Annotated in this window: 19 protein-coding genes; 16 read left to right on the forward strand and 3 right to left on the reverse strand. The window is 46.2% G+C overall.

Annotated elements, in window-relative coordinates; genetic code table 11:
• The 5 genes from cyoB (at nucleotide 1) to L3V37_RS07490 (ending at nucleotide 5,593) form a co-directional block, all read left to right on the forward strand.
• Nucleotides 1-2,037 carry a cytochrome o ubiquinol oxidase subunit I gene (cyoB, locus tag L3V37_RS07470; RefSeq protein ID WP_005375781.1) on the forward strand — a complete coding sequence of 679 codons (2,037 nt, stop codon included), beginning with the start codon at nucleotides 1-3 and terminating at the stop codon, nucleotides 2,035-2,037.
• Nucleotides 2,027-2,629, forward strand: coding sequence for a cytochrome o ubiquinol oxidase subunit III (cyoC, locus tag L3V37_RS07475; RefSeq protein WP_005375782.1), 603 nt, complete (start codon nucleotides 2,027-2,029; stop codon nucleotides 2,627-2,629). The genes cyoB and cyoC overlap by 11 nt, the downstream gene beginning before the upstream one ends.
• Nucleotides 2,629-2,940 (forward strand): cytochrome o ubiquinol oxidase subunit IV, encoded by a 312-nt coding sequence (gene cyoD, locus L3V37_RS07480; RefSeq protein WP_005375783.1) that lies wholly within the window; start codon nucleotides 2,629-2,631, stop codon nucleotides 2,938-2,940. The genes cyoC and cyoD overlap by 1 nt, the downstream gene beginning before the upstream one ends.
• Nucleotides 2,901-3,815, forward strand: coding sequence for a heme o synthase (gene cyoE, locus L3V37_RS07485; RefSeq protein ID WP_237306094.1), 915 nt, complete (start codon nucleotides 2,901-2,903; stop codon nucleotides 3,813-3,815). Before cyoD ends, cyoE begins: the two co-directional genes overlap by 40 nt.
• A gap of 671 nt (nucleotides 3,816-4,486) precedes the next feature.
• The gene (locus L3V37_RS07490) at nucleotides 4,487-5,593 is read left to right on the forward strand and encodes an NADH:flavin oxidoreductase (protein ID WP_237306095.1); all 1,107 of its coding nucleotides are present in this window, start codon (nucleotides 4,487-4,489) and stop codon (nucleotides 5,591-5,593) included.
• A gap of 80 nt (nucleotides 5,594-5,673) precedes the next feature.
• Here L3V37_RS07490 and L3V37_RS07495 read toward each other — a convergent pair whose 3' ends face one another.
• Nucleotides 5,674-6,564, reverse strand: coding sequence for a LysR family transcriptional regulator (locus L3V37_RS07495; RefSeq protein ID WP_017821200.1), 891 nt, complete (start codon nucleotides 6,562-6,564; stop codon nucleotides 5,674-5,676).
• Between the two features lie 155 nt (nucleotides 6,565-6,719).
• Here L3V37_RS07495 and L3V37_RS07500 point away from each other — a divergent pair, with 155 nt between their 5' ends.
• The 7 genes from L3V37_RS07500 (at nucleotide 6,720) to L3V37_RS07530 (ending at nucleotide 14,508) form a co-directional block, all read left to right on the forward strand.
• On the forward strand, nucleotides 6,720-7,118 hold the full coding sequence (locus L3V37_RS07500; protein WP_005375789.1) for a RidA family protein: 399 nt from the start codon (nucleotides 6,720-6,722) through the stop codon (nucleotides 7,116-7,118).
• A 73-nt stretch (nucleotides 7,119-7,191) separates the two neighbouring features.
• The gene (locus L3V37_RS07505) at nucleotides 7,192-8,652 is read left to right on the forward strand and encodes an aldehyde dehydrogenase family protein (RefSeq protein ID WP_237306096.1); all 1,461 of its coding nucleotides are present in this window, start codon (nucleotides 7,192-7,194) and stop codon (nucleotides 8,650-8,652) included.
• A gap of 69 nt (nucleotides 8,653-8,721) precedes the next feature.
• Nucleotides 8,722-9,711, forward strand: a complete 990-nt coding sequence (locus tag L3V37_RS07510; protein WP_053303711.1) for a membrane dipeptidase — start codon at nucleotides 8,722-8,724, stop codon at nucleotides 9,709-9,711.
• Nucleotides 9,712-9,820: 109 nt separating this feature from the next.
• On the forward strand, nucleotides 9,821-11,422 hold the full coding sequence (locus L3V37_RS07515) for a BCCT family transporter (RefSeq protein WP_213876120.1): 1,602 nt from the start codon (nucleotides 9,821-9,823) through the stop codon (nucleotides 11,420-11,422).
• 101 nt (nucleotides 11,423-11,523) lie between these two features.
• The gene (locus L3V37_RS07520) at nucleotides 11,524-13,260 is read left to right on the forward strand and encodes a hypothetical protein (protein ID WP_237306097.1); all 1,737 of its coding nucleotides are present in this window, start codon (nucleotides 11,524-11,526) and stop codon (nucleotides 13,258-13,260) included.
• Nucleotides 13,257-13,988 (forward strand): DUF3726 domain-containing protein, encoded by a 732-nt coding sequence (locus L3V37_RS07525; protein ID WP_025767672.1) that lies wholly within the window; start codon nucleotides 13,257-13,259, stop codon nucleotides 13,986-13,988. Before L3V37_RS07520 ends, L3V37_RS07525 begins: the two co-directional genes overlap by 4 nt.
• Nucleotides 13,989-14,130: 142 nt before the next feature.
• Nucleotides 14,131-14,508 (forward strand): nuclear transport factor 2 family protein, encoded by a 378-nt coding sequence (locus tag L3V37_RS07530; protein WP_005390944.1) that lies wholly within the window; start codon nucleotides 14,131-14,133, stop codon nucleotides 14,506-14,508.
• A gap of 82 nt (nucleotides 14,509-14,590) precedes the next feature.
• Here the strand turns inward: L3V37_RS07530 and L3V37_RS07535 are convergent, their stop codons facing one another.
• Both L3V37_RS07535 and L3V37_RS07540 read right to left on the reverse strand, forming a co-directional pair.
• On the reverse strand, nucleotides 14,591-15,586 hold the full coding sequence (locus L3V37_RS07535; RefSeq protein WP_005375798.1) for an ABC transporter substrate-binding protein: 996 nt from the start codon (nucleotides 15,584-15,586) through the stop codon (nucleotides 14,591-14,593).
• Between the two features lie 141 nt (nucleotides 15,587-15,727).
• Nucleotides 15,728-17,962, reverse strand: coding sequence for a hypothetical protein (locus L3V37_RS07540; RefSeq protein ID WP_130545572.1), 2,235 nt, complete (start codon nucleotides 17,960-17,962; stop codon nucleotides 15,728-15,730).
• A 425-nt stretch (nucleotides 17,963-18,387) separates the two neighbouring features.
• Here L3V37_RS07540 and artP point away from each other — a divergent pair, with 425 nt between their 5' ends.
• From artP to artM, 4 genes are all read left to right on the forward strand, one after another.
• The gene (artP, locus tag L3V37_RS07545; RefSeq protein WP_114139536.1) at nucleotides 18,388-19,116 is read left to right on the forward strand and encodes an arginine ABC transporter ATP-binding protein ArtP; all 729 of its coding nucleotides are present in this window, start codon (nucleotides 18,388-18,390) and stop codon (nucleotides 19,114-19,116) included.
• Nucleotides 19,117-19,212: 96 nt separating this feature from the next.
• On the forward strand, nucleotides 19,213-19,956 hold the full coding sequence (locus tag L3V37_RS07550; RefSeq protein ID WP_237306098.1) for an arginine ABC transporter substrate-binding protein: 744 nt from the start codon (nucleotides 19,213-19,215) through the stop codon (nucleotides 19,954-19,956).
• A gap of 1 nt (nucleotide 19,957) precedes the next feature.
• Nucleotides 19,958-20,647 carry an arginine ABC transporter permease ArtQ gene (artQ, locus tag L3V37_RS07555; RefSeq protein ID WP_005388570.1) on the forward strand — a complete coding sequence of 230 codons (690 nt, stop codon included), beginning with the start codon at nucleotides 19,958-19,960 and terminating at the stop codon, nucleotides 20,645-20,647.
• A complete protein-coding gene (gene artM / locus L3V37_RS07560; protein ID WP_005388569.1) occupies nucleotides 20,644-21,312 on the forward strand; it encodes an arginine ABC transporter permease ArtM in 669 nt (222 codons plus the stop codon). Before artQ ends, artM begins: the two co-directional genes overlap by 4 nt.
• Nucleotides 21,313-21,355: the final 43 nt, after the last annotated feature.

Genomic DNA, 21,355 nt, shown 5'->3' on the forward strand with positions numbered 1-21,355 from the left:
ATGTTTGGAAGATTAACTCTTGATTCAGTTCCATTCCACGAACCTATTATCGTCATCACCCTAGCGGTTGTGGCGCTGGTTGGTTTAGCCGTAGTTTACGCGGTGACCAAAGCCGGAAAGTGGCAATATTTGTGGAATGAATGGTTTACTTCAGTAGACCATAAAAAACTTGGCTTCATGTACATCGCAGTAGCGATGGTGATGCTTGTTCGTGGTTTTGCTGACGCAGTCATGATGCGTAGTCAGCAACTCCTTTCTTCTGCGGGTGAAGCAGGTTACTTGCCACCGCATCACTACGATCAAATTTTTACTGCCCACGGCGTGATCATGATCTTTTTTGTAGCGATGCCATTGGTCATTGGTTTGATGAACATCATCGTGCCATTGCAGATTGGTGCGCGTGACGTAGCTTTCCCGTATCTGAATAACTTGAGCTTCTGGCTGTTTGTTGTTGGTGTCATCCTAACAAACATGTCTCTCGGCTTAGGTGAATTTGGTCGTACAGGTTGGCTAGCGTATCCGCCGCTTTCAGGTATTGAGGCAAGCCCAGGAGTCGGGGTCGACTATTGGATTTGGGCGCTGCAGATATCAGGTGTTGGTACGACGTTAACAGGCGTGAACTTCTTCGCGACCATTTTGCGTATGCGTACACCGTCTATGCCAATGATGAAGATGCCAGTTTTCACTTGGGCGTCTCTGTGTGCAAACATTTTGATCATCATTTCATTCCCAATCCTAACGGTGACTATCGCTCTGCTAACGCTGGATAGATACCTAGGCATGCACTTCTTTACCAATGATCTTGGCGGCAACGTAATGATGTACGTCAACCTTATTTGGGCTTGGGGTCACCCAGAAGTGTACATCTTGATCTTGCCAATTTTTGGTGTGTTCTCAGAAGTCACCGCAACCTTTTCACGTAAAAAGTTGTTCGGTTACACATCGCTAGTTTGGGCTACCGTAGTTATCACGATTCTTGCGTTTGTCGTTTGGCTACACCACTTCTTTACGATGGGGTCTGGCGCGAACGTAAATGCCTTCTTCGGTATTGCCACGATGATTATTTCTATCCCAACTGGGGTGAAGATCTTCAACTGGCTATTCACCATGTACAAAGGCCGCATCCGCTTTACGACGCCAATGATGTGGACGGTGGGCTTCCTGATCACCTTTACTGTTGGTGGTATGACCGGCGTACTAATGGCTGTTCCGGGCGCAGATTTCGTTCTGCATAACTCAGTATTCCTGATTGCTCACTTCCACAACGTTATCATCGGTGGTGTGGTGTTTGGGTGTTTCGCTGCGATCACTTACTGGTTCCCGAAAGCGACCGGTTTCACCATGAATGAAACTTGGGGCAAACGCGCGTTCTATCTTTGGATTATTGGTTTCTTAATGGCGTTCTTACCGCTTTACGCGCTGGGCTTCATGGGTATGACTCGTCGTTTAAGCCAAGACATCAACCCAGAATACTTCCCACTGTTGTCGATTGCCGCAGCAGGTACGGTTGTGATTGCGCTGGGCGTATTGTCTCAGTTCATCCAAATTTACGTGAGTATCCGTGACCGCGAGCAAAACCGTGATCTAACTGGTGACCCGTGGGGTGGTCGTACTCTTGAGTGGGCAACATCGTCTCCACCGCCGTTCTACAACTTTGCGCACCTACCAAAAGGTGATGTGCTGGATGCCTTCTGGTACCAGAAACAAAGTGGCGAGTTCGATCCAACTAAAGAAGTGGAATACGAACGTATTCATATGCCAAAAAACACGGCAACAGGCATCTACGTGTCGGCTTGGTCGCTCCTATTTGGCTTCGGAATGATTTGGTACATCTGGTGGCTAGCGGCGGCAAGTTTGGTCGGTATTATCGTGACGTGTATTCAGCATAGCTATAACGATGATGTGGATTACTACGTGGAAGTTGAAGAGATCAAAGCAATTGAGGCCGAACGTCGAGCTCAGCTTGAAGAAGCGAAGAAAAACTCAGTGAAAGACAGCGAAAGTAAAGATGATCTGGAGGTGACGTATGCAAACTAATATCGCAGCACATCACGACCATGATCACCACCATGACACGAATGGCAACAAGCTATTTGGCTTCTGGGTTTACCTGATGAGTGACTGTGTATTGTTTGCGACCTTGTTCGCGACTTACGCTGTGCTGTCGAGCAATTCAATTGCGGGCCCAACAGGTAAAGACATTTTCGAACTCCCATTCGTGTTTGTCGAAACCATGCTGCTGCTGTTTAGCAGTATCACATTTGGTTTTGGCATTATCGCGATGAAGCGCAACAACGTTGCTGGTCTCAAACGTTGGATGTTAGTCACGTTCGCGCTTGGTCTTGGCTTTATCTGTATGGAGGTCTATGAGTTCCATCACCTGATTGAAGAAGGCTATGGGCCACAAACAAGTGCATTCCTATCGGCATTCTTTACGTTGGTTGGTACGCACGGCCTGCACGTAACCTTTGGTCTGATTTGGTTAGCGGTAGCGTATCATCAACTGTCGACGAAAGGTCTGAACGACAATATGGCAATGCGCTTTAACTGCTTAAGCCTATTCTGGCACTTTCTAGATATCGTTTGGATTTGTGTCTTTACCATCGTTTACTTACTGGGGGTAATGTAATGGATCAACATGTAGAAACCAGTTCGTCAGATTACGTGAAAGGCTTTATTGCCTCACTGATTCTGACGGTAATTCCGTTCTACTTTGTTTGGACGAAATCATTACCAGATACAACGACCTATGCGATTCTATTTGGATGTGCATTAGTGCAGATATTTGTTCACTTTAAATACTTCTTGCACATGGAAACAAAAACATCCGACGGACGTTGGAACCTTGTATCACTGATGTTTACCGCCATTGTTGTACTTATCCTTATCGCTGGCTCGGTATGGATCATCTACAACATGAACGTCAACATGAAGTTGTAGGTCAAGGTATGCTGAAAAGTTATTTGTCTATCACTAAACCGGGCATTATTTTCGGCAACCTGATTTCTGTTGCGGCGGGGTTCTTCCTCGCCGCAAAAACAGAACCAGCCAGTCTAATGTTGTTCGTTACGACGTTAGTTGGTGTTGGGTTAGTCATCGCTTCAGGTTGTGTGGTGAATAATATTTTCGATCGTGATATCGACCAAAAGATGGCACGTACACGAAATCGTGAAACAGTGAAAGGCAACATCAATATCGATATTGCGTTTGTTTATGCACTTGCTTTATTGCTGGTAGGAACCGCACTGTTATTTATCCGAGTGAACCCACTATCCGCTGTCGTCGTGTTGCTTGGTTACGTGTATTACGTGTTCTTTTACACGATGTGGTACAAACGTAACTCGGTGTATGGAACCTTAGTGGGAAGTATCTCAGGCGCAGTTCCGCCATTGGTGGGTTACTTGGCGGTAACAAACTTCATTAGCTTGGAAGCGATTTTACTCTTTACCATGTTCTGTCTCTGGCAAATGCCGCACTCTTATGCCATTGCCATGTTCCGCATGCAAGACTACCGAGAAGCCGGGATTCCCGTATTGCCAGTTAAAGAAGGTATTCATAAAGCGCATCGACACATGAAAGCGTATGTCGTGGTGTTTGGAGCAGTATCGTTGGGGTTATTTTTACTAGGTGAAGCCGGGTATGAATACTTAGCGGTTGCAGCGGTTGTTTGCTTTATGTGGGCGAAAGTGACCTTTCGCAGCATTGATGACAACAACTACATCGCTTGGTCAAAGTCGGTGTTTAAAGTCTCACTGCTAGTGGTGATGGGGATCAGTGGTGTGCTTGGTGTCGAGTTGATTCCTCTAGCTCTGTAACAACCAAACCTAAGCGTTTGCTAAACGCCAATATCTTTTGCTGCTGAATGCATGAATGGCCTTACCTGGAAGTAAGGTCATTTAACTTTCTATTGTCCTTTATTTTCACTGTTTTTCCTGTTCCTCCTCTAGCTTCACTATCACGTATTCATATCTAAAAGCAAAAACAACCAGTGTGTAAAACATAGTGGATCGCGCGTTTCCGCTGACGCGTAATAATGCCAAGAGATAGCGACGATTAAGCCAAAAAGTATAAACAGCGCAATAACTCTACTTACCATATGAGAATTCAATATCGATAGTTTGTAATGTAAACATTGGGGGGAGTGCTAGTTCCCATGGCAGCATACAAACTAACAATGTGAATGTTTGAGTTGAATCACCAGCTAGCGAAATACAAAAGCTTTACGACTGAAAGTGGGTGAGAAAGCATCTTAACTCCAGTGAAATGAACACGATTAAGAATCATCCTTTTACATAATCTAAAAACTCACTAAACATTAACCCAGATTAAAGTTTTGTCGTCTCCGAGGCATTAAGGTGCGCCTGTAGTTTGCAGGTCTCAAGGATTCAGAGAAGGAACAGCCATACATCGTGTATCGCTGTTCCTTTTTCGTTCTTGTTTACTTGCGAAAAGATAAAACATAAAGACAACTTTAAGAGGACTGGTTTTGAGCATTTTGTTTTCCGAAGCCTGCATTGGCAACATGACCCTAAAGAACCGTTTTGTGAGAAGCGCAACGTGGGAGAACATGGCGACCGAAGATGGTCACATGACGGCAAAGCTTTACGATATTTACGAAACGCTTGCGAAAGGGGAGGTTGGGCTTATTGTCACGGGTTATGCCAATATCGTTGAAGAAGAGAAACCCAACGCAGGTATGATGGGGATCTACAACGACTCTTTTATTGAAGAATACAAAAAGCTAACAGAGCTAGTACATCAACAAGATTCTAAAATCGTGATGCAAATTGCTTACGGTGGCACCAAAACCACCCATAACGTCGGTGAGCGTGTCATCTTCGCTCCGAGTGACGTGCCTGAGCGTGGTACAAATACGCAAGGCAAAGCGATGACAAAGGACGAAATCGACTACATCGTAAAGGCATTCGCATTGGCGAGTAAACGTGCTCAAGACGCTGGTTTTGACGGCGTAGAGATTCATGCGGCGCACACTTATTTAATTAACCAGTTTTTAAGCCCGTACTATAATCGTCGCGAAGACGAATATGGTGGTGACTTAGAAAATCGCATGCGCTTTCTTTTAGAAATTTATTCTGAAACCAGAAAGCTGGTTGGAAGCGAATTTCCCATCCTCGTTAAACTGGCGGCAACAGAGTTCTTTGACGGCGGTTTAACGTTCGATGAAACTCGCGTCGTCTGTAAGAAACTTGAAGAAGTAGGCGTTGATGCGATCATCGTATCTGGCAATGTTCACGGCAAAGCAAACGAACTTGTTGGTCAAACGTTCGATGGTTACACACTACAAGAAGAAGGTTACTTTCACGAATATGGTCACGTGATCAGTCAGGACGTTAGCATACCGGTGATTACTGTCGGCGGGCTGAGCGACATTGATGCGATTGAGAAAATTGCAGAAAACACAGGTATCCAATTTTTTGCTGTGTCACGCCCTTTATTGGCTGAGCCACAGTTGATCAAACGTTGGAAAGAAGGCAATCGCGCACCAGTAGATTGTGAACGTTGCTCAAAGTGTCGTACCAAGCGTGGTAACTTTTGCGTGGTGTATAAGAACCGAAATCGTCGCAAAAAATAGAACGAAGCGAATACACAAATACAAATTAGCCTCCACTCTGAACATGGAGGCTTTCAATTATCCGCATGTTAATCGAACCATTATTTATCTTCTTTTTGGTAGTTTAAATAATGCACACAAAGATCGTGAAATGCTTTAGCTTGAGGCGAGATCGTGCGATCGGTTAACGTAAATATACCAATTTGCCTTTCAAGTGGTGGATCGATAAGTGGAATCCAAACCAAGCGTGTTTCATTGGTTGGGAAAGCAAGCTTCGGTAGGGTCGTGACACCAATCCCAAGTTCTAAGACAGAAAACAGCGAAGTAATATTTTCGACCGAATAGAGCGCTTGCTGACTCAGAGCTCTTGCTGGGGTTGGATCGAGAAGTGTACAAGTGCCGTTACGGATAAAGGGTTGTTCCAACAAAGTTTGCCACTCGACTCCTTCTGGATGACTCGCAATAGGGTTGTCCTTTAAACACACCACGCCTATTGGATCGGCTAACAGCGGCGTAAAGTCAATGCCGCCCTCATCGAGGTGAGAGGGGTTACCGAGCGCTAAGTCGACCTCACCGGAGAGTAGGCGAGCCTCGACGCCAGCGGCATTATCGTCTATCAAGCTTACTTCTACATTTGGATACTGTTCGCAAAAGGCGCCCAACACGCTAGGAATGAGCTTCGCTGCAACAGAAGGAACGCTCGCAATTCGCACTCTCCCTTGCTGTCCGGCAGCGGCTGCTTTGAGATCGTTGTCTAGTGCACTGTAGATATTGAGAAACTGAACCACTTTGGGCAGACAAATTTCACCAAACGGGGTCAATTTGGTTTTGTTTCCGGGTTCAAACAGCGTTTGCCCTAGAATTTTTTCAAGCTCTTTTATCGATGTTGACAGTGCCGCCTGAGAACGATTTGCACGATGTGAAGCGGCTCGAAAGCCTCCTTCCTCGACTACCATCACAAAATGCATTAATTGTTGAAGCTTAATACTCATCCCTAATGCCTCTTAATCCCTTTATTTACGTTATTTTAAACAGAGTGATAAGTTTAACTTATCAAATGTCAAAAATTTACCGTTAGATTTATCGCCTGTCAATGTGCATCATTTAACCATATTGAAACAAAGTTGTTACAAAGGTTGAAAGGCACGTGAATACTCCTACTAAAAAACACCCAGTTAAAACCAGTCTATTTGCTTCTAAAGCGCCGCTTGAATGGGCGATAGTCAACAACGGAACCCTGTATACGGCTCAAATTCCTATTGATGACACAGGCGCGGTTGTGGAAGGCGGTATCGAAGCACAAACACGTCAAACCTTTAACAATCTCATTCACACCCTGGAGTGTGCAGGGGAGTCTTTGGACTCGGTGTTGCAGGTCCTGATTTATGTGACTGACAGAGAATACTTAAAGACCGTTAACCAAGTGTACGCGGAATATTTTGAAGCGCCGTACCCAAATCGCGCCGCCATGGTGGTTGCAGGGTTAGCGCGAGAAGAGATGTTGGTGGAGTTTGTCGTCTATGCGTCGGCAAGCCAACCTGAATAAATCCAATAAGAACAATTAGAGATCAGTGAGTGGGTGGCTTGCCATCACAAATCGGAAGAACAAGGAAAGAACCATGACTTTTATTAACAATGTTCAAGCAGAAAAATCCCTCTATATAGCGGGTGAGTGGCAATCGGGCATGGACACCATCGCCAATATTAACCCTTCTGATATCAGCGAAAACATTGGCGATTTCGCACAAGCGAGTGTGTCGCAAGTAGAGCAAGCGATTCAAGCGGCTAAATCAGCGCAGCCAGAGTGGGAAAAAACACCAATCGAGCGCAAACAAGCAGTGTTGCAAGCGATTGGTGATGAGCTCATTGCACGATGTGACGAATTGGGTACCTTGCTTTCGCGTGAAGAAGGTAAGCCATTTTCTGAAGGTCGAGGTGAGATTTACCGTGCTGGCCAATTCTTCCAATACTTTGCTGCTGAGGTTCTGCGTCAAATTGGCGATAACGCTGCTTCCGTCCGTCCAGGTGTCTCCGTTGAAGTTACTCGTGAAGCCGTCGGCGTTATCGCCATTATCTCTCCTTGGAACTTCCCAACAGCAACAGCGGCTTGGAAAATCGCGCCAGCACTTGCGTTTGGCAACAGCGTCGTCTGGAAGCCTGCCAACCTCACCCCAGCAAGTGCCGTTGCGCTGACAGAGATTATCCATCGCCAAGGTTTACCTGCCGGCACGTTTAACCTCGTTTTGGGTAGCGGTTCGCAAGTAGGTAATACCCTTATCAATTCGAAGGATGTGAACGGCGTGAGCTTCACTGGTTCTGTGGACACAGGCCGTAAAGTTGCAGCGGCAACGGCACCAAATTTTGTGCGTTGTCAGCTAGAGATGGGTAGCAAAAATGCGCTCGTAGTGGCAGATGATGCAGACATTCAAATTGCCGTTGAAGCGACAATCGCAGGCTCATTCTCGGGTGCAGGTCAAAAGTGCACCGCGTCTTCTCGTCTTGTGGTTATGGACGGAATTCACGACGCGTATGTTGAAGCGCTAATCCAACGCATGAGCGAACTTAAAGTGGGTCACGCTCTAGAAGAGGGCGTATTCATGGGCCCTGTTGTTGATGGTAACCAGCTGAATGCGAACTTTGAGTGGATCGAAAACGCACGCCAAGCAGGCGCGGAGCTGGCTTTCGGTGGTGAGCGTCTGAGCCTAGAGCATGACGGTTACTACATGTCACCAACTCTGTTTTTAAATACACAGAATGGCTGGGAAGTGAACCAAGAAGAAGTCTTTGCGCCAATGGCGAGCGTGATTCGCGTTTCTGATCTGGATGAGGCAATTGCAGTCGCGAACGATACGCGCTTTGGCCTGACAGGCGGCATTATCACGCAAAGCCTGCGCAATAGCGCGATCTTCAAACAGCAAGTCCAAACGGGCTGCGTCATGGTTAACTTGCCAACTGCGGGTACAGATTATCACGTTCCATTTGGTGGCCGTAAAGAATCTAGCTTTGGCCCTCGTGAGCAAGGTCAGTACGCCAAAGAGTTCTACACCGTAGTGAAAACCGCTTATCAGCGTCCTTACTAAGATCGGCAGGGTAACTGATGGTGTCAGTTACCCGCACGAAAAGGCTAAGAAATTGTTTAAGGAGTGGTTATGTACCAACAACGGATTGTGATTGACGGATTGCAGTACTGCAATTGGGATCGAGAGTATTTCCAAACGCTTAAGGCGAGTGGCATTACCGCCGTTCATGCCACCATCGTCTACCATGAAACTGCGCGCGAAACCTTAACTCGTTTTGCTGAATGGAACTTGCGCTTCGAGCAAAATGCGGACCTCATCATGCCTATTTATTCAATGGCAGATGTAGAAAAAGCCAAAGCAGAAGGCAAAGTCGGCATCTTTTTCGGCGCGCAAAATTGCTCACCAATCGATGATGAAATTGGTCTGATTGAAGTGATGCGCCGCCAAGGTCTGCTGATCATGCAACTGACCTACAACAACCAAAGCTTACTGGCGACAGGTTGTTACGAACAAAACGATTCCGGCGTAACTCGCTTTGGTAAGCAAGCGATTGAAGAGATGAACCGAGTCGGGATGATCATTGATATGTCCCACAGTGCGGAGCGTTCGACGCTGGAAGCTATCGAGCTCTCTTCGCGTCCAATTTGTATCAGCCATGCTAACCCGACATTTGCGCATGACGCACTGCGCAACAAGTCCAACACCGTGATCAAAGCACTGACGGAGCGCGGTGGTTTGATTGGATTCAGTTTATATCCATTCCATTTGCCAAATGGCAGCCAGTGCACGCTGGATGATTTCTGCCAGATGGTTGCGAAAACCGCAGACATGTTTGGCGTTGACCATTTAGGTATCGGTAGCGATTTGTGCCTAAATCAGCCGCAACAAGTGTTGGAGTGGATGCGCAACGGGCGTTGGTCAAAAGCGATGGATTACGGCGAAGGTTCAGCAAGTAACTCGGGATGGCCAGATGCGCTGCCATGGTTCTGCGGCAGCGCAGGGATGGAGAACATCTACAACGGATTAATGGGTCACGGATTCAGTGAATCTGAGGCTGGAAAAATATTGGGTGAAAACTGGTTCAACTTCCTTAAAGAAGGATTAGAGCCTATTTCATAGCATTCCCCAAAGTAGGAACCGCCTGCCCACATAATAACAATACGGCAGGCGTAAAACTCACATTTGTAGCCAGTCTTTGGCTGCTGCAAAGAACCTCTGGAGCCAGAGTATGTCTGATTTAACCAATAGCATGAAAGCTTCCACGATGAGCGTGTCATCGGGCAAGTCAAAAGCAAAACACAACACATCAACAACAGAAAACACGACGGACAAATTAGGACTGAATAACCCGGCCTTTTGGTATAGCGGTGGTTTCATCGCGTTGTTCGTTGCTATTGCACTTTATGACGGCGAGCTGTTATCTACGATCGTTAACGCCGGTTTTAGCTGGGCAGTTCAGGTGTTTGGTCCATACTGGCAGTTACTGCTGCTTCTCACTTTTCTTATTGGTCTTGGCTTGGCTGCAGGGCGAACAGGCAAGGTGATGTTGGGCGGGATTGCAAAACCAGAAATGGATTCTTTCCGCTGGATGGCGATTATTTTCTGTACCTTATTGGCTGGTGGTGGTGTTTTCTGGGCCGCGGCTGAGCCTATCGCGCATTACGTTAGCCCACCCCCTTTGTACGGCGCGCAAGATAACCCGCAGCAAGGTGCGGTGAATGCGTTGTCGCAATCCTTTATGCACTGGGGCTTTCTGGCTTGGGCGATTGTAGGTAGCTTAACTTCCATCGTGGTGATGCACCTACATTACGACAAAGGTTTACCACTAAAACCCCGTATTTTGCTTTACCCAGTCTTGGGCGAACGAGCACTTAAAGGCCAACTCGGTGCATTGATTGACGCATGCTGCATTATCGCGGTAGCCGCGGGCACCATTGGTCCAATTGGGTTTCTGGGCTTGCAGGTTAGCTACGCGTTAAATGCGTTGTTTGATATCCCTGATGGCTTTACCACTCAGCTTATCATCATCTTGTTTGCGATTGCGCTTTACACCTTGTCAGCACTCAGTGGATTAAGCCGAGGCATGCAACTGCTTAGTCGTTACAACGTGATTCTGGCAATGGCATTGATGGTTTACATCCTGTTTTTTGGCCCTACGAATTTTATCTTTAACGGATATATTCAAGGTGTAGGGAGCATGCTGGATAACTTTATCCCAATGGCGACCTACCGTGGTGATGAAGGTTGGCTAAGCTGGTGGACAGTATTTTTCTGGGGCTGGTTCCTTGGTTATGGTCCGATGATGGCAATTTTTATTGCGCGTATTTCCCGCGGTCGAACTATCCGACAAGTCATTTCCACCATCAGTATTGTGGCTCCGTTAACCACCTGTTTTTGGTTCACGATTGTGGGCGGCTCAGGTCTTGCGTTTGAAATTGCTGAACCGGGTAGCGTGAGTGCGGCGTTCGAAGGCTTTAACCTGCCAGGTGCTTTGCTTGCGGTGACTCAGCAACTACCAATGCCAATGCTGACTTCAATTCTATTTCTGATTTTAACCACGATCTTCATCGTCACGACGGGCGACTCAATGACCTACACAATCAGTGTCGTGATCAGTGGTGAAACGGAGCCGAATGCGATCATCCGTACCTTTTGGGGCGTAATGATGGGTGTGACGGCACTAATCCTGATTTCTCTTGGCTCTGGTGGCATCTCTGCACTGCAATCTTTCATTGTGATTACCGCGGTTCCGGTTTCGCTGATTCTGTTGCCGTCACTTTGGAATGCACCGCAAATCGCAATCAAAATGGCGAAAGAGCAAGGGCTATAACAATTATCTAATTCAAACAACGTGGAGCTTGTGCGGGTGTTTTCCTCCTGCATCCGCACAAACCCTAGTATTCTTACAATAACAAATAGGTGGTGAGCAAAATGGATGCACATCGTTCTACTTATACGGAAGCAACTATGCGCGATGCAGCGATTGTCATGGCAGCCGAAAGGCTTGGCGCAATGCACCAAAACCGAATTAGCTTTGTACGCAGTCTGATTCGTAATATGGCAAGCCAAAACTGGCAAGTAACCAAGCATGAGTGGCAGCTTTGTCCTCGTGGTTATGGTCATGTGATTTACAAATTGACCACGCCAGAGCACGTTTATCATTTGGTGGTATTCTGTGATGAAATTGCCGACGACGAGCGTAATGATCGCGTAATTGCTGAAAAGTGGGACGTCACATTTGCACTGGTTCAAGGCGATGTTGATGTTACTTTGTTGGAAAGATTGCGAGAAAATGTACCGCTGCAAGAAGCGGGACGTAATCCAAACAACGTACTTGTTCTTGCTCGCGCAAACAAAAGTGTGCGCGTGTTTGAGCACATTGTTAGCGCGCTTTCTCAAGGCGAGCAGCCTGAGCCGAAAGAGTTAGCGGAAGTGGGTTATATCCTGCGTACCACAGCTGTTTATGGTAACGGAAAGTTTGGTATCGCCGATTTCAAACTGTTAGAGAACAACTCAGATTTCAGCCAGTCTTTTAGTGCGCAAATGTGTGCCGTATATATGTTGCGTGAATTCAGCCTAGATTGGGTGCACTATCTGGCACTTCAACAAGGTGGCGACAACGCGGTGGCTTTGCATCGTGGCTTGCAGCGCTACCTTGGTGTCGGCAATGCGACTGGCTTAGGCATGGCTCCATACTTGATTAATCACCCGTGCATCGTTGACCAATGGATGACCTCTCGCGAACGTGCGGTAGCGCGAGTCTTTGCGATGCCATGTGAAGCTTCATTCCATGCTCCTTTGCAAGGATTGCTGCAAAAAGCACAGCGTCATTTAGAGCAAGTCATCACCATCAATGAACATCAAGACAGGCTCAATCATCAAGCGATAGCAGACATCAAACAACTGCTATCGAAGCTAACAACGTTAATGGAATTACATCCGAACTGGGCGAGTTTGGTCGAGCATAAGAAAACAATGAGTGTGGAAGCCCAAGAAATCCTCACCTCTTGCTTGATCGAACTCTACCCATCTTTAGTGGATGAATTTGCTAGCCAAATGAATACGGATGAAACGTTATCTATTCCGGGCGGGAAAAAGATCCAAGATTTACTGGAAGTGTTGCAAAGCAAGTACCGCTGGGCGATTGATGCGGATTACTCACTAGCCGAGAACAACTACTGGTTCTGGTATCGCTCACAAGATAAAGAAGAGCCAAGGCTTGGTGTTCGCGGGGAAGAGGCTGGAGAAGAAAAAGAACTGCCGCTTGATATCGGCAGACAAGTGAATCGCTTGTACCAGGCCTTGCTTGACTGTGATGTAGAAATGTCCGTAGCAGAGTTTCTATTGCAAAAACCGGCTTATCGTTCGATCACACGTCGCGTATGGACGCTAGGCAACCGTGCGATGGGGGATATTCAAATGAATGTGCTGCGTAAAGATGCGTTACCAATGCACTTACTGCGCTGTAAATTGGCGATCTTTGGCGCGACTAAGTTTGATCCGCGCTCGGATCGTTGGGTTAGAGTAACTTTTTTCCAAGGCGCGCCGCTGTTGGATGAAATTCACGATCTTAAACTGGCAGACACATGGATTTTCCCTAGCATGCCGCCACGTGACGAAATTGCGCAAAGTGATAATCAAAAAATCAATGGAGGATTTGAATTATGATCGTCTCTCACAACGAATTGGTGGCCGCCGTTAATAAGGCATTTCTTGGCATGCGCCGTCACTGTGGTGAGGCGGATGTCATTGCGAATATGGTGGCGGACTTGCAAATGGTTGGCTTACATGGAGTTCGTCATTTTAATAACGCCAGTCTGTTTCTTGGGTTAGATTCAGACTGCGCCGTATCGGTGACCAACAGTACGCCGTCAAGCATAGAGGTAGAACTGCACAACGGGAGTGTAGCGTGTCATTTACCCGCTGTGTTGGATTTCGCACTTGAGAAAATGATTAACCGTAAGTCGATTACCATTACGTTGAAACAGTGCCATAACCGTTGGCTAGGTTTTAGTGAGTTGTTGAAGCTCTCTGCAAAAGGCATTGCGTGCCGTGCACAATGGGTCAATGGCTCTAGTCCCAAGCGAACGCTTTATGTGTTAAACCGTGGACGAATCGCGCCAGAAGTCTTTTTCTCGGATCAGTTTGATGGGCATGATACGGATTTGCATAGTATGGTTATCGAGCTCTCCGTGAACGATTTCGATATCGAGAAAAGTGCACAAGGGTATACCACCCACATTGAAGGTGATGAGTTAAGCCGCACGCAACAAGCTTCTTGGCAAAATGGTATCTTTGTCGAAGACCAAGAATGGGAAACACTGAAACAAACCGCAACCGCGTTGCTGGTGGAGAACAGTGAGCGTTCTATGCTCGGTGCTGGCGGTGTGGTTTAAGCGATGAAAGGCGATGATTCCAAGTAGAAGTGATGAAGGCTGCTCTTTAGCGGCCTTTTTTGTGCGCGAAGTTTGGTCACTTCTGAAGTTCAAAGACTATGATTACCGTTATCCGCAAGATGGAGCAACACAGGTAAGAAAAATGGATCTGCAAGAGAATAAAAGAAATGCCATTGCGTTTTACGAAACCGCCTATCGAGGTAATCCAAGAAAAGCGGTTGAAGACTATGTTGGCGATGAGTACATCCAGCACAATCCATTAGTTGGAAATGGCCCCGAGGCTTTTATCGAGTATTTTGAGCGGATGCAAAATGAGTATCCCAATAAAGACATTACGTTTGTGCGAGCTATTGCTGAAGGGAATCTGGTGGCACTACACACTCACCAAACATGGCCTAATGATATTGAATACGTGACGATGGATTTCTTTCGTTTTGATCATAATGGGAAGATTGTTGAACATTGGGACGCTCTGCAAGAGATCCCTAAAGAAACATTGAATGGTCACACCATGTATTAACGAGTCGTTGACGAGTCTCCCATGCCGTTTATTCAAACGGTATGGGAGGTTAAATGATTTGTGGCACTTTAAGTATTAATCATCAAAGCGCTTTTTCGATTCTCACCGCGACGTCTTCAGATACCCAGCCTTTCCACAAGTCAGGGTAGGTATTAAAGAAGTAAAACATCGCTTCTTCACCGTCCGCGTAGTTATCTTCCATCCAGGCCAGCATTTCACTCATTTGCTCGTTGGTAAATCCGCGTTTCTGCAAGTACGCGAATGCTTGGGGTTCTTTGCTCGCAAACGCCTCAGTTGTTACTGTGCGAACTGGAGAAGGTGGGTACATTGTTACTTTTGGTGAAGCGCAATCAGGCTGAGTGGTACAGTTGCGATACTCTTCTAAATCTGTTCCGCTACCAAAATCCACTTTGACCATATCATACTTGCCCAATACGGGGGTCGGTGACCAGTAGTAACCAAACCAAGGCATTTTGCGATCATAGGCTTTGGCGATGGTGCCAGCTAATGCTGCGCCAGATCCTGGGTCAACCATCTCAAAGCCGTGCTCACTTAACCCTAATGCATTAAACAAGTGACCGGAGGTGATTTGGCATGTCCAACCAGCAGGGCAGCTATAGAACGCGAACTTGTCATCATCTTCTGGGTGTTCAAATAGTTTGGCGTGCTTGATGACGCCTTCTATCGTCGCGAGTTCTGGATACTGTTTTACCAGATAGGCGGGAACCCAAAACCCTTCTTCACCACCATTGACAAGCGATTCACTAGCGATGCGCAAGCGTTTATCCGCAATCCCTTTATCAAGTGCTTCTTTAATACCGTTTGTCCATAACTCTGGCGCAACGTCAGGCTGTCCCTTTTCAATCATAGAGGTGCCTGTAGGAACGCTATCACCAGGGATCAATTCCGCATCGCACTGGTAGCCTTCATTTAAGACAAATTGGTCGATGTGCGCCATTAAGCTGGCCGAATTCCAATTCATGTCTGCGATGGTTATTTTTCCGCATTCGTCCGCATTTGCATGAGTAGATAATGCTGATAGCAGCAGAACAGAGAGCATTGAAGGTGTCGTCTTCATGTGACTGAATTTCCTTGTCGTTGTCATTTACTTCAGTATATACATCGGTTTATAAAGATTCAGTGAACAAGTTTTTTTCAGTGACGTTAAGCATAAAAACGGTGATTTATGAAGCGTTTGGTGAGGCGTGTTGAAAGGGAGTTAATACAGCAAGAACACTCCTTCGTAGCCGCCAATCTCAATATGAGAAACATAGTCGCCGATGTTACCGTCTTGATCTACAGGTCGCATAGGCTCTGGAAGCACGATTGTCATCTTCGGTGAGGTGAAATAATCAATATTCTTGCCAAAGAAATCAGTTCGATACAGCACTCGGCCTTTAGTGAATTCGCGGGCTAACACCATCTCCGCAGGACCATGCATCACCACCGTATCGTCTGAGCGATACGCAAAGTACGTATGGGTTGGTAACAAATCGATAGAGCCATTGGGCAAGTCAGGATGAACCACTTTGCTCATAGAAGCATCTCCAATGACTGTGTAATCGGCAGGATAGGGCGTGCTGGTGGACATCATTACCGGAGTCGCCTGATACCCCTCTGGTGTTTGATTGGCAGGCTCTCCCAAATCAACGGCAAGCAAGGTGCTAGGTTGATAAGCAATATTCTTTGGTACGCCTGCCTTCCAGAAGTTGTCACCTGTTGTGTTATTACTTCCATATAAGTAGCCATTGTTCCACTGATTAAAGTAACTGCGCTCAGGGTGATAGTTTAAGTAGAACACCGCTAGTGCAGAGTATTGGTCCTGTTTCCAATTGTTTTCTGTGTTACCAAAGTATTGAACGCGACCATAACGCGTGGTCGCTTGATAAATCACTTTCTGACCCGCTTTGGCGAGTGCAGAGTTATCCCAAAACTTAGCTAAGCCAGCATAGCCACTAAAGCCAGTAGAAGGGAAAAGGTAATGCTCGCGTAAGTACAGAGAGCCAGCGTTAACCAAGTGGTTTTGCCCATTACGACCGAATAAGTTTGCCGTACCTATGTTGAGGCCAATTAACGCATCTTCATCCAGCGTTGCCAGTTTATTCAAGAACGCCGAGAATTGCGCTTTGTACGCATCGTCAGCAGCTTGGCTACCCGCCACCAAACCAAGCTCATCCACCGTACCACCGGAATAAACGTAGAACTGATTTTCTCCGAGTAACTTATTCGTGTCGTCGTTGTACGCACCATTTAAACCTTGTTTCGCCCATTCAGCTTGGTAATAGTGGCGCATTGTATTGGTAAAAACGGGATTACCGAGATTGGTCAATGCCCAAGAAGAGGTTTGATTCCACATACGACCAAATGGAATAACGCGTGACTCCCAACGAAATCGTGCCGTTGCATTCTTATTCGAACGGTTTTTGTATTCATTCCAAGAAAGATAATTGTCTTGGTTTCGATCTGCAGATTTGTCGAAGCCACGAATTTTACGCCAGCGTTGAATGGTTTGACCTTCAGGTGTCTCCGTTGGTGCTCCTGAGATATTGACGGCAGGGAAGCTATCTTTGAGTTGAATGTTTTCGAGACGTAGGCGGTTTTCTATGTTGTCGTCATGCCAAGTAATTTTCGCAACGTAAAGGCGGCCGCCGTCGCGTAAAAAGGTGGAGCCAAAGTACTGACCGCCACCATAAGTTTTTCCGCTACCATCATGCGTTGTAGCGCGAACCCAATCCAAAGGAACAGACCAGCTTACTGTTTGGTTTTTAGTCATGTTCTCAGTTTTGTCTTTTTTAATCGCGAAGCTTTTCCATTCAGTTACCCGACCAAACGAGTCGATAGCAGAAGGGTATTCAATCGTGAAGCTGCCGCCTTGAGCAAACTGAGAGAACGTAAAGGCTAAGCGGTCGAACTTCTCTGAGTGATAAACATAGAGGGCACCACCATTATTCGCCTGACCGAATACATCAGCATCCCATGGCGGTGGTTGATATAGCCAAAAACCGGCGTGGTCAGCACTAGCCGTATAACCAACAATCATCGGTTTTCGATTGAGTAATGTATTTTCACCATGGCTTGAGTCGACTTCAGCTAGGATAGTGTCTTCAGAAAAGTGGAGAAAGAAATCTTCGTAGTCAATTCCATTCAGTTCTGTTTGGTTACGTATATCGTTTTCCAGCCAACCTGAGTTAAGTTCCAGCTTTTGGTTGTGCATGTAACCAAGTGCTTGTACACGCTCATTATGACTTTTACTTTCGTAAGCGCCGAATACGATATCAGCATGATCCAGTTCCCATTCACGTGTAGCCACAGCAGAGATAGGTTTATCTTGAAGATCAATACCCTGTTCATGCAATCCAGGTAACACGATTGCTGTTCTACTCCAAACGCTGGGTATAGAAAGTAAGCTCAGAGAAGCAAGTGCAATGAGAGAAAAACAATGCGACTTCAACATGGGGTTATCTCACTCATACTTAGATGACTCGAATTAAGGGCCAGAATACAAAGAGAAATTATAGTCCATTCACAAAGTCCTAATCAGGAACCCGCCGATAGAAGGCTTTACCGGAAATCGAGGGGGGAAGCCCGGCAAAAATGAGAAGGTCTGCGTCGGGTGTAGTACGTTCAAAGACTCAAAATTCCGTCTACATAAGCACAAAAGTAACCAGAATTTTAACCTTGTTTCGATTGCCATCATATTGTTGGATTTTCATCAACAATTTCAGTTAAAACCAACTGATTAAACCAGTCATATTCTCTGTTGTATTGATTGCTTATCATACAAAAATTTAACAAAATTAATTTTTATACATTTTTATTGCATAAAAAATCCTTTTGAGTAATATAAATGCCAAGTGACAATTAATGCGGTATGTCAGCATGACTATTCAGGTAAGCGGAATCAATAAATCCTACGGTGAGACACAAGTGCTTCACGATGTCAGCTTTAAGTGTGAAAGCGGCGAAACACTGGTGTTACTCGGTCCGAGTGGTGCAGGGAAGAGCTCTCTACTACGTGTTCTTAACCTTCTTGAAGGAGCGGATAACGGCCAGTTAAACATCGCTAATGACGCATTCGACTTTTCAACTGAAATCAAAGAGAAGCAAGGTTTAGCGCTTCGTCGTAAAGTGGGCATGGTGTTCCAACAGTACAACCTATGGCCGCATATGACAGTGATGGAGAACCTGATTGAGGCTCCGGTAAAAGTCGCTGGCATGGATAAAGAAGAAGCGAAGAAGCAGGCAATGCAAATTCTTGCGACGCTGCATTTGGCAGACAAAGCGGATGCATGGCCGATGCAACTTTCTGGTGGTCAGCAACAACGTGTGGCGATTGCTCGTGCATTGATGATGAAACCGGAAGTCTTGCTTTTTGATGAACCGACCGCTGCGCTTGATCCGGAAATTACTAACCAAGTCGTTAAGATTATTAAAAATTTAAGCGAAACCGGAATTACACAAGTAGTTGTGACGCACGAAGTGGATTTCGCCAAGAAAATCGCTAGTCACGTACTGTATTTAGAAAAAGGACACATCGTTGAGCACGGCACAAATGATTCGTTTTCTAACCCGCAAACCGCCCAGTTTGCTGACTACTTAAATCACTAAATCACTAAATTACGTTTTTAAAGTTCAGTCTATTTAACAGATAAGCTCGGCTGTCATTGCGAGTGTCAGCCCACTAAGTACACACGGAGTATTGCAATGAAAAAGATTCTACTAGCTTCACTAATCGGCCTTTCTTCTGCAACTATGGCAGCAAACGCAGCAGCACAAGAAGAGATCAAATTCGCGATGGAAGCGACGTACGCACCGTTCGAATACATGGATGAAAACAACCAAATCCAAGGTTTTGATGTGGATCTGGCGAATGCACTATGTAAAGAAATCGAAGCAAAATGCACCTTCCACAACCAATCTTTTGACAGCCTGATCCCAGCATTAAAATTCAAGCGCTACGATGCGGCAATCTCTGCAATGGACATTACTGAGGCGCGTTTGGAGCAAGTGAATTTCACGAATGCATACTATGACAACTCAGCAGCGTTTGTTTCTATCAAAGAAAAAGTGGCCGATCAAAAAGCACTAGAAGGTAAGCGTGTTGGTGTTCAAAACGGTTCAACACACCAAAGCTACCTGATTGAGAAAATGCCTGGCGTAACAGCGGTTCCTTACTCAAGCTACCAAGACGCATTCATCGATATGAAGAATGGCCGTATTGATTCTGTATTCGGTGACACGGCAGTCGTAGCAGAATGGTTCAAGAAAGAAGACAACCTAGCGTACGTGGGCGAGCACGTTACTAACCCTAAATACTTCGGTAACGGTTTCGGTATCGCAGTAAACAAAGGTAACGACGAGCTAGTGAACAAGCTGAACACGGCACTGAAAACAGTGAAAGCGAACGGCGAATACGACGTAATCTACAACAAGTACTTCGGTAAGTAATATGGCACTAACGGGTTACTCTTTATCGCTTGTTCAAGCTAGCTGGATGACTGTCCAACTGGCCTTCACAAGCCTTTTAGTCGGTTTGATTCTGGCAGTGGTATTCGCCAGTGGTGAAATGTCTCGCCGCGTTTTCGTTAAATGGCCAATGACGGCGTTTGTGACGATTGTACGTGGCTTGCCAGAAATCCTTGTCGTGTTGTTCATCTATTTTGGATCGACTCAGGTTCTGTTTTTAATCACCGGCGACTTTATTGAAGTTAGCCCGTTCTTGTCTGGCGTGGTGGCGTTGTCATTGATCTTCGCTTCTTATGCTTCTCAAACTCTACGTGGCGCATTGAAAGCCGTTGGAAGAGGGCAGAGAGAGGCTGCAAGTGCACTCGGCATCAGTCAAGCACACGCTTTTGTTCGCATTGTTTTGCCACAAGCAGTAAGACACGCACTACCAGGTTTAACTAACCAATGGTTGGTTCTGCTGAAAGACACCGCGCTTGTATCACTGATTGGCGTGACGGATTTGTTGAAACAAGCGCAGCTAACATCTGCAGCGACCCATGAAGCGTTTACATGGTACGCAACCGCTGCGGCGATTTACTTAGGCATTACTTTGATTACACAACGTGCCGTCAAACTGATTGATAAGAAGTTCTCAATTCAAGGCATGAGCATGGGACAGGAGGCGACCGCATGAACGAACAACACGTTTGGCAAATGCTGGATGGCTTAGGCACTAGCCTCCAATTGACCGCTGCTTCCTTGGTTGTGGGCTGCCTCTTAGCTTTGATGATGACGCTGACTCTGATCCTACGTACTCCGGGTTTGCATTGGGTAAGTCGTGGCATCATCACCTTGTTCACAGGTACGCCTTTGTTGGTACAGATCTTCTTGGTGTACTACGGTCCGGGTCAGTTTGACGCAGTAAGAGAAAGCGTATTTTGGACATGGTTAAGCCAACCTTGGTTCTGTGCGATGTTGGCGTTAGCGTTGAATACCGCGGCGTACAGTACTCAGTTGTTCAAAGGGGCATTCAACGCGATTCCTTCCGGTCAATGGCAAGCGTGTCGTGCATTAGGCATGAACAAAACCGCAACGCTGAAAGTGCTGCTGCCATACGCCATTCGTCGTGCTGTTCCGGCTTACTCGAACGAAGTGATTTTGGTCTTCAAAGGCACGTCACTAGCAAGCACGATTACGATCATGGATCTGATGGGTTACGCGCAGCGCATTAATGCACAAACCTACGATACGTTGACGGTATTTGGTATTGCAGGTGCATTTTATTTAACGGTAAATGGTGTGCTAACTCTTATTTTCCGTCAGGTAGAGAAGAAAGCATTGGCGTTCGAAGCCGCATAATCCTTCAATCAACACTCATCATTTAGTTCCACAGTGCCTCTGC

This window comes from Vibrio sp. D54, assembly GCF_021728075.1.
Taxonomy (GTDB): domain Bacteria; phylum Pseudomonadota; class Gammaproteobacteria; order Enterobacterales; family Vibrionaceae; genus Vibrio; species Vibrio alginolyticus.

Excerpts from the sequence above, each read along its gene's own strand:
- L3V37_RS07550 (WP_237306098.1), top strand. The coding sequence starts at position 19,213 with ATGAAAAAGATTCTACTAGCTTCACTAATCGGCCTTTCTTCTGCAACT.
- artM (WP_005388569.1), top strand. The coding sequence starts at position 20,644 with ATGAACGAACAACACGTTTGGCAAATGCTGGATGGCTTAGGCACTAGC.
- L3V37_RS07520 (WP_237306097.1), top strand. The coding sequence starts at position 11,524 with ATGGATGCACATCGTTCTACTTATACGGAAGCAACTATGCGCGATGCA.
- L3V37_RS07540 (WP_130545572.1), bottom strand. The coding sequence starts at position 17,962 with ATGTTGAAGTCGCATTGTTTTTCTCTCATTGCACTTGCTTCTCTGAGC.
- L3V37_RS07530 (WP_005390944.1), top strand. The coding sequence starts at position 14,131 with ATGGATCTGCAAGAGAATAAAAGAAATGCCATTGCGTTTTACGAAACC.
- L3V37_RS07535 (WP_005375798.1), bottom strand. The coding sequence starts at position 15,586 with ATGAAGACGACACCTTCAATGCTCTCTGTTCTGCTGCTATCAGCATTA.
- artQ (WP_005388570.1), top strand. The coding sequence starts at position 19,958 with ATGGCACTAACGGGTTACTCTTTATCGCTTGTTCAAGCTAGCTGGATG.
- cyoB (WP_005375781.1), top strand. The coding sequence starts at position 1 with ATGTTTGGAAGATTAACTCTTGATTCAGTTCCATTCCACGAACCTATT.
- L3V37_RS07510 (WP_053303711.1), top strand. The coding sequence starts at position 8,722 with ATGTACCAACAACGGATTGTGATTGACGGATTGCAGTACTGCAATTGG.
- L3V37_RS07495 (WP_017821200.1), bottom strand. The coding sequence starts at position 6,564 with ATGAGTATTAAGCTTCAACAATTAATGCATTTTGTGATGGTAGTCGAG.
- artP (WP_114139536.1), top strand. The coding sequence starts at position 18,388 with ATGACTATTCAGGTAAGCGGAATCAATAAATCCTACGGTGAGACACAA.
- cyoE (WP_237306094.1), top strand. The coding sequence starts at position 2,901 with ATGGATCATCTACAACATGAACGTCAACATGAAGTTGTAGGTCAAGGT.
- L3V37_RS07515 (WP_213876120.1), top strand. The coding sequence starts at position 9,821 with ATGTCTGATTTAACCAATAGCATGAAAGCTTCCACGATGAGCGTGTCA.
- L3V37_RS07505 (WP_237306096.1), top strand. The coding sequence starts at position 7,192 with ATGACTTTTATTAACAATGTTCAAGCAGAAAAATCCCTCTATATAGCG.
- cyoC (WP_005375782.1), top strand. The coding sequence starts at position 2,027 with ATGCAAACTAATATCGCAGCACATCACGACCATGATCACCACCATGAC.
- cyoD (WP_005375783.1), top strand. The coding sequence starts at position 2,629 with ATGGATCAACATGTAGAAACCAGTTCGTCAGATTACGTGAAAGGCTTT.
- L3V37_RS07525 (WP_025767672.1), top strand. The coding sequence starts at position 13,257 with ATGATCGTCTCTCACAACGAATTGGTGGCCGCCGTTAATAAGGCATTT.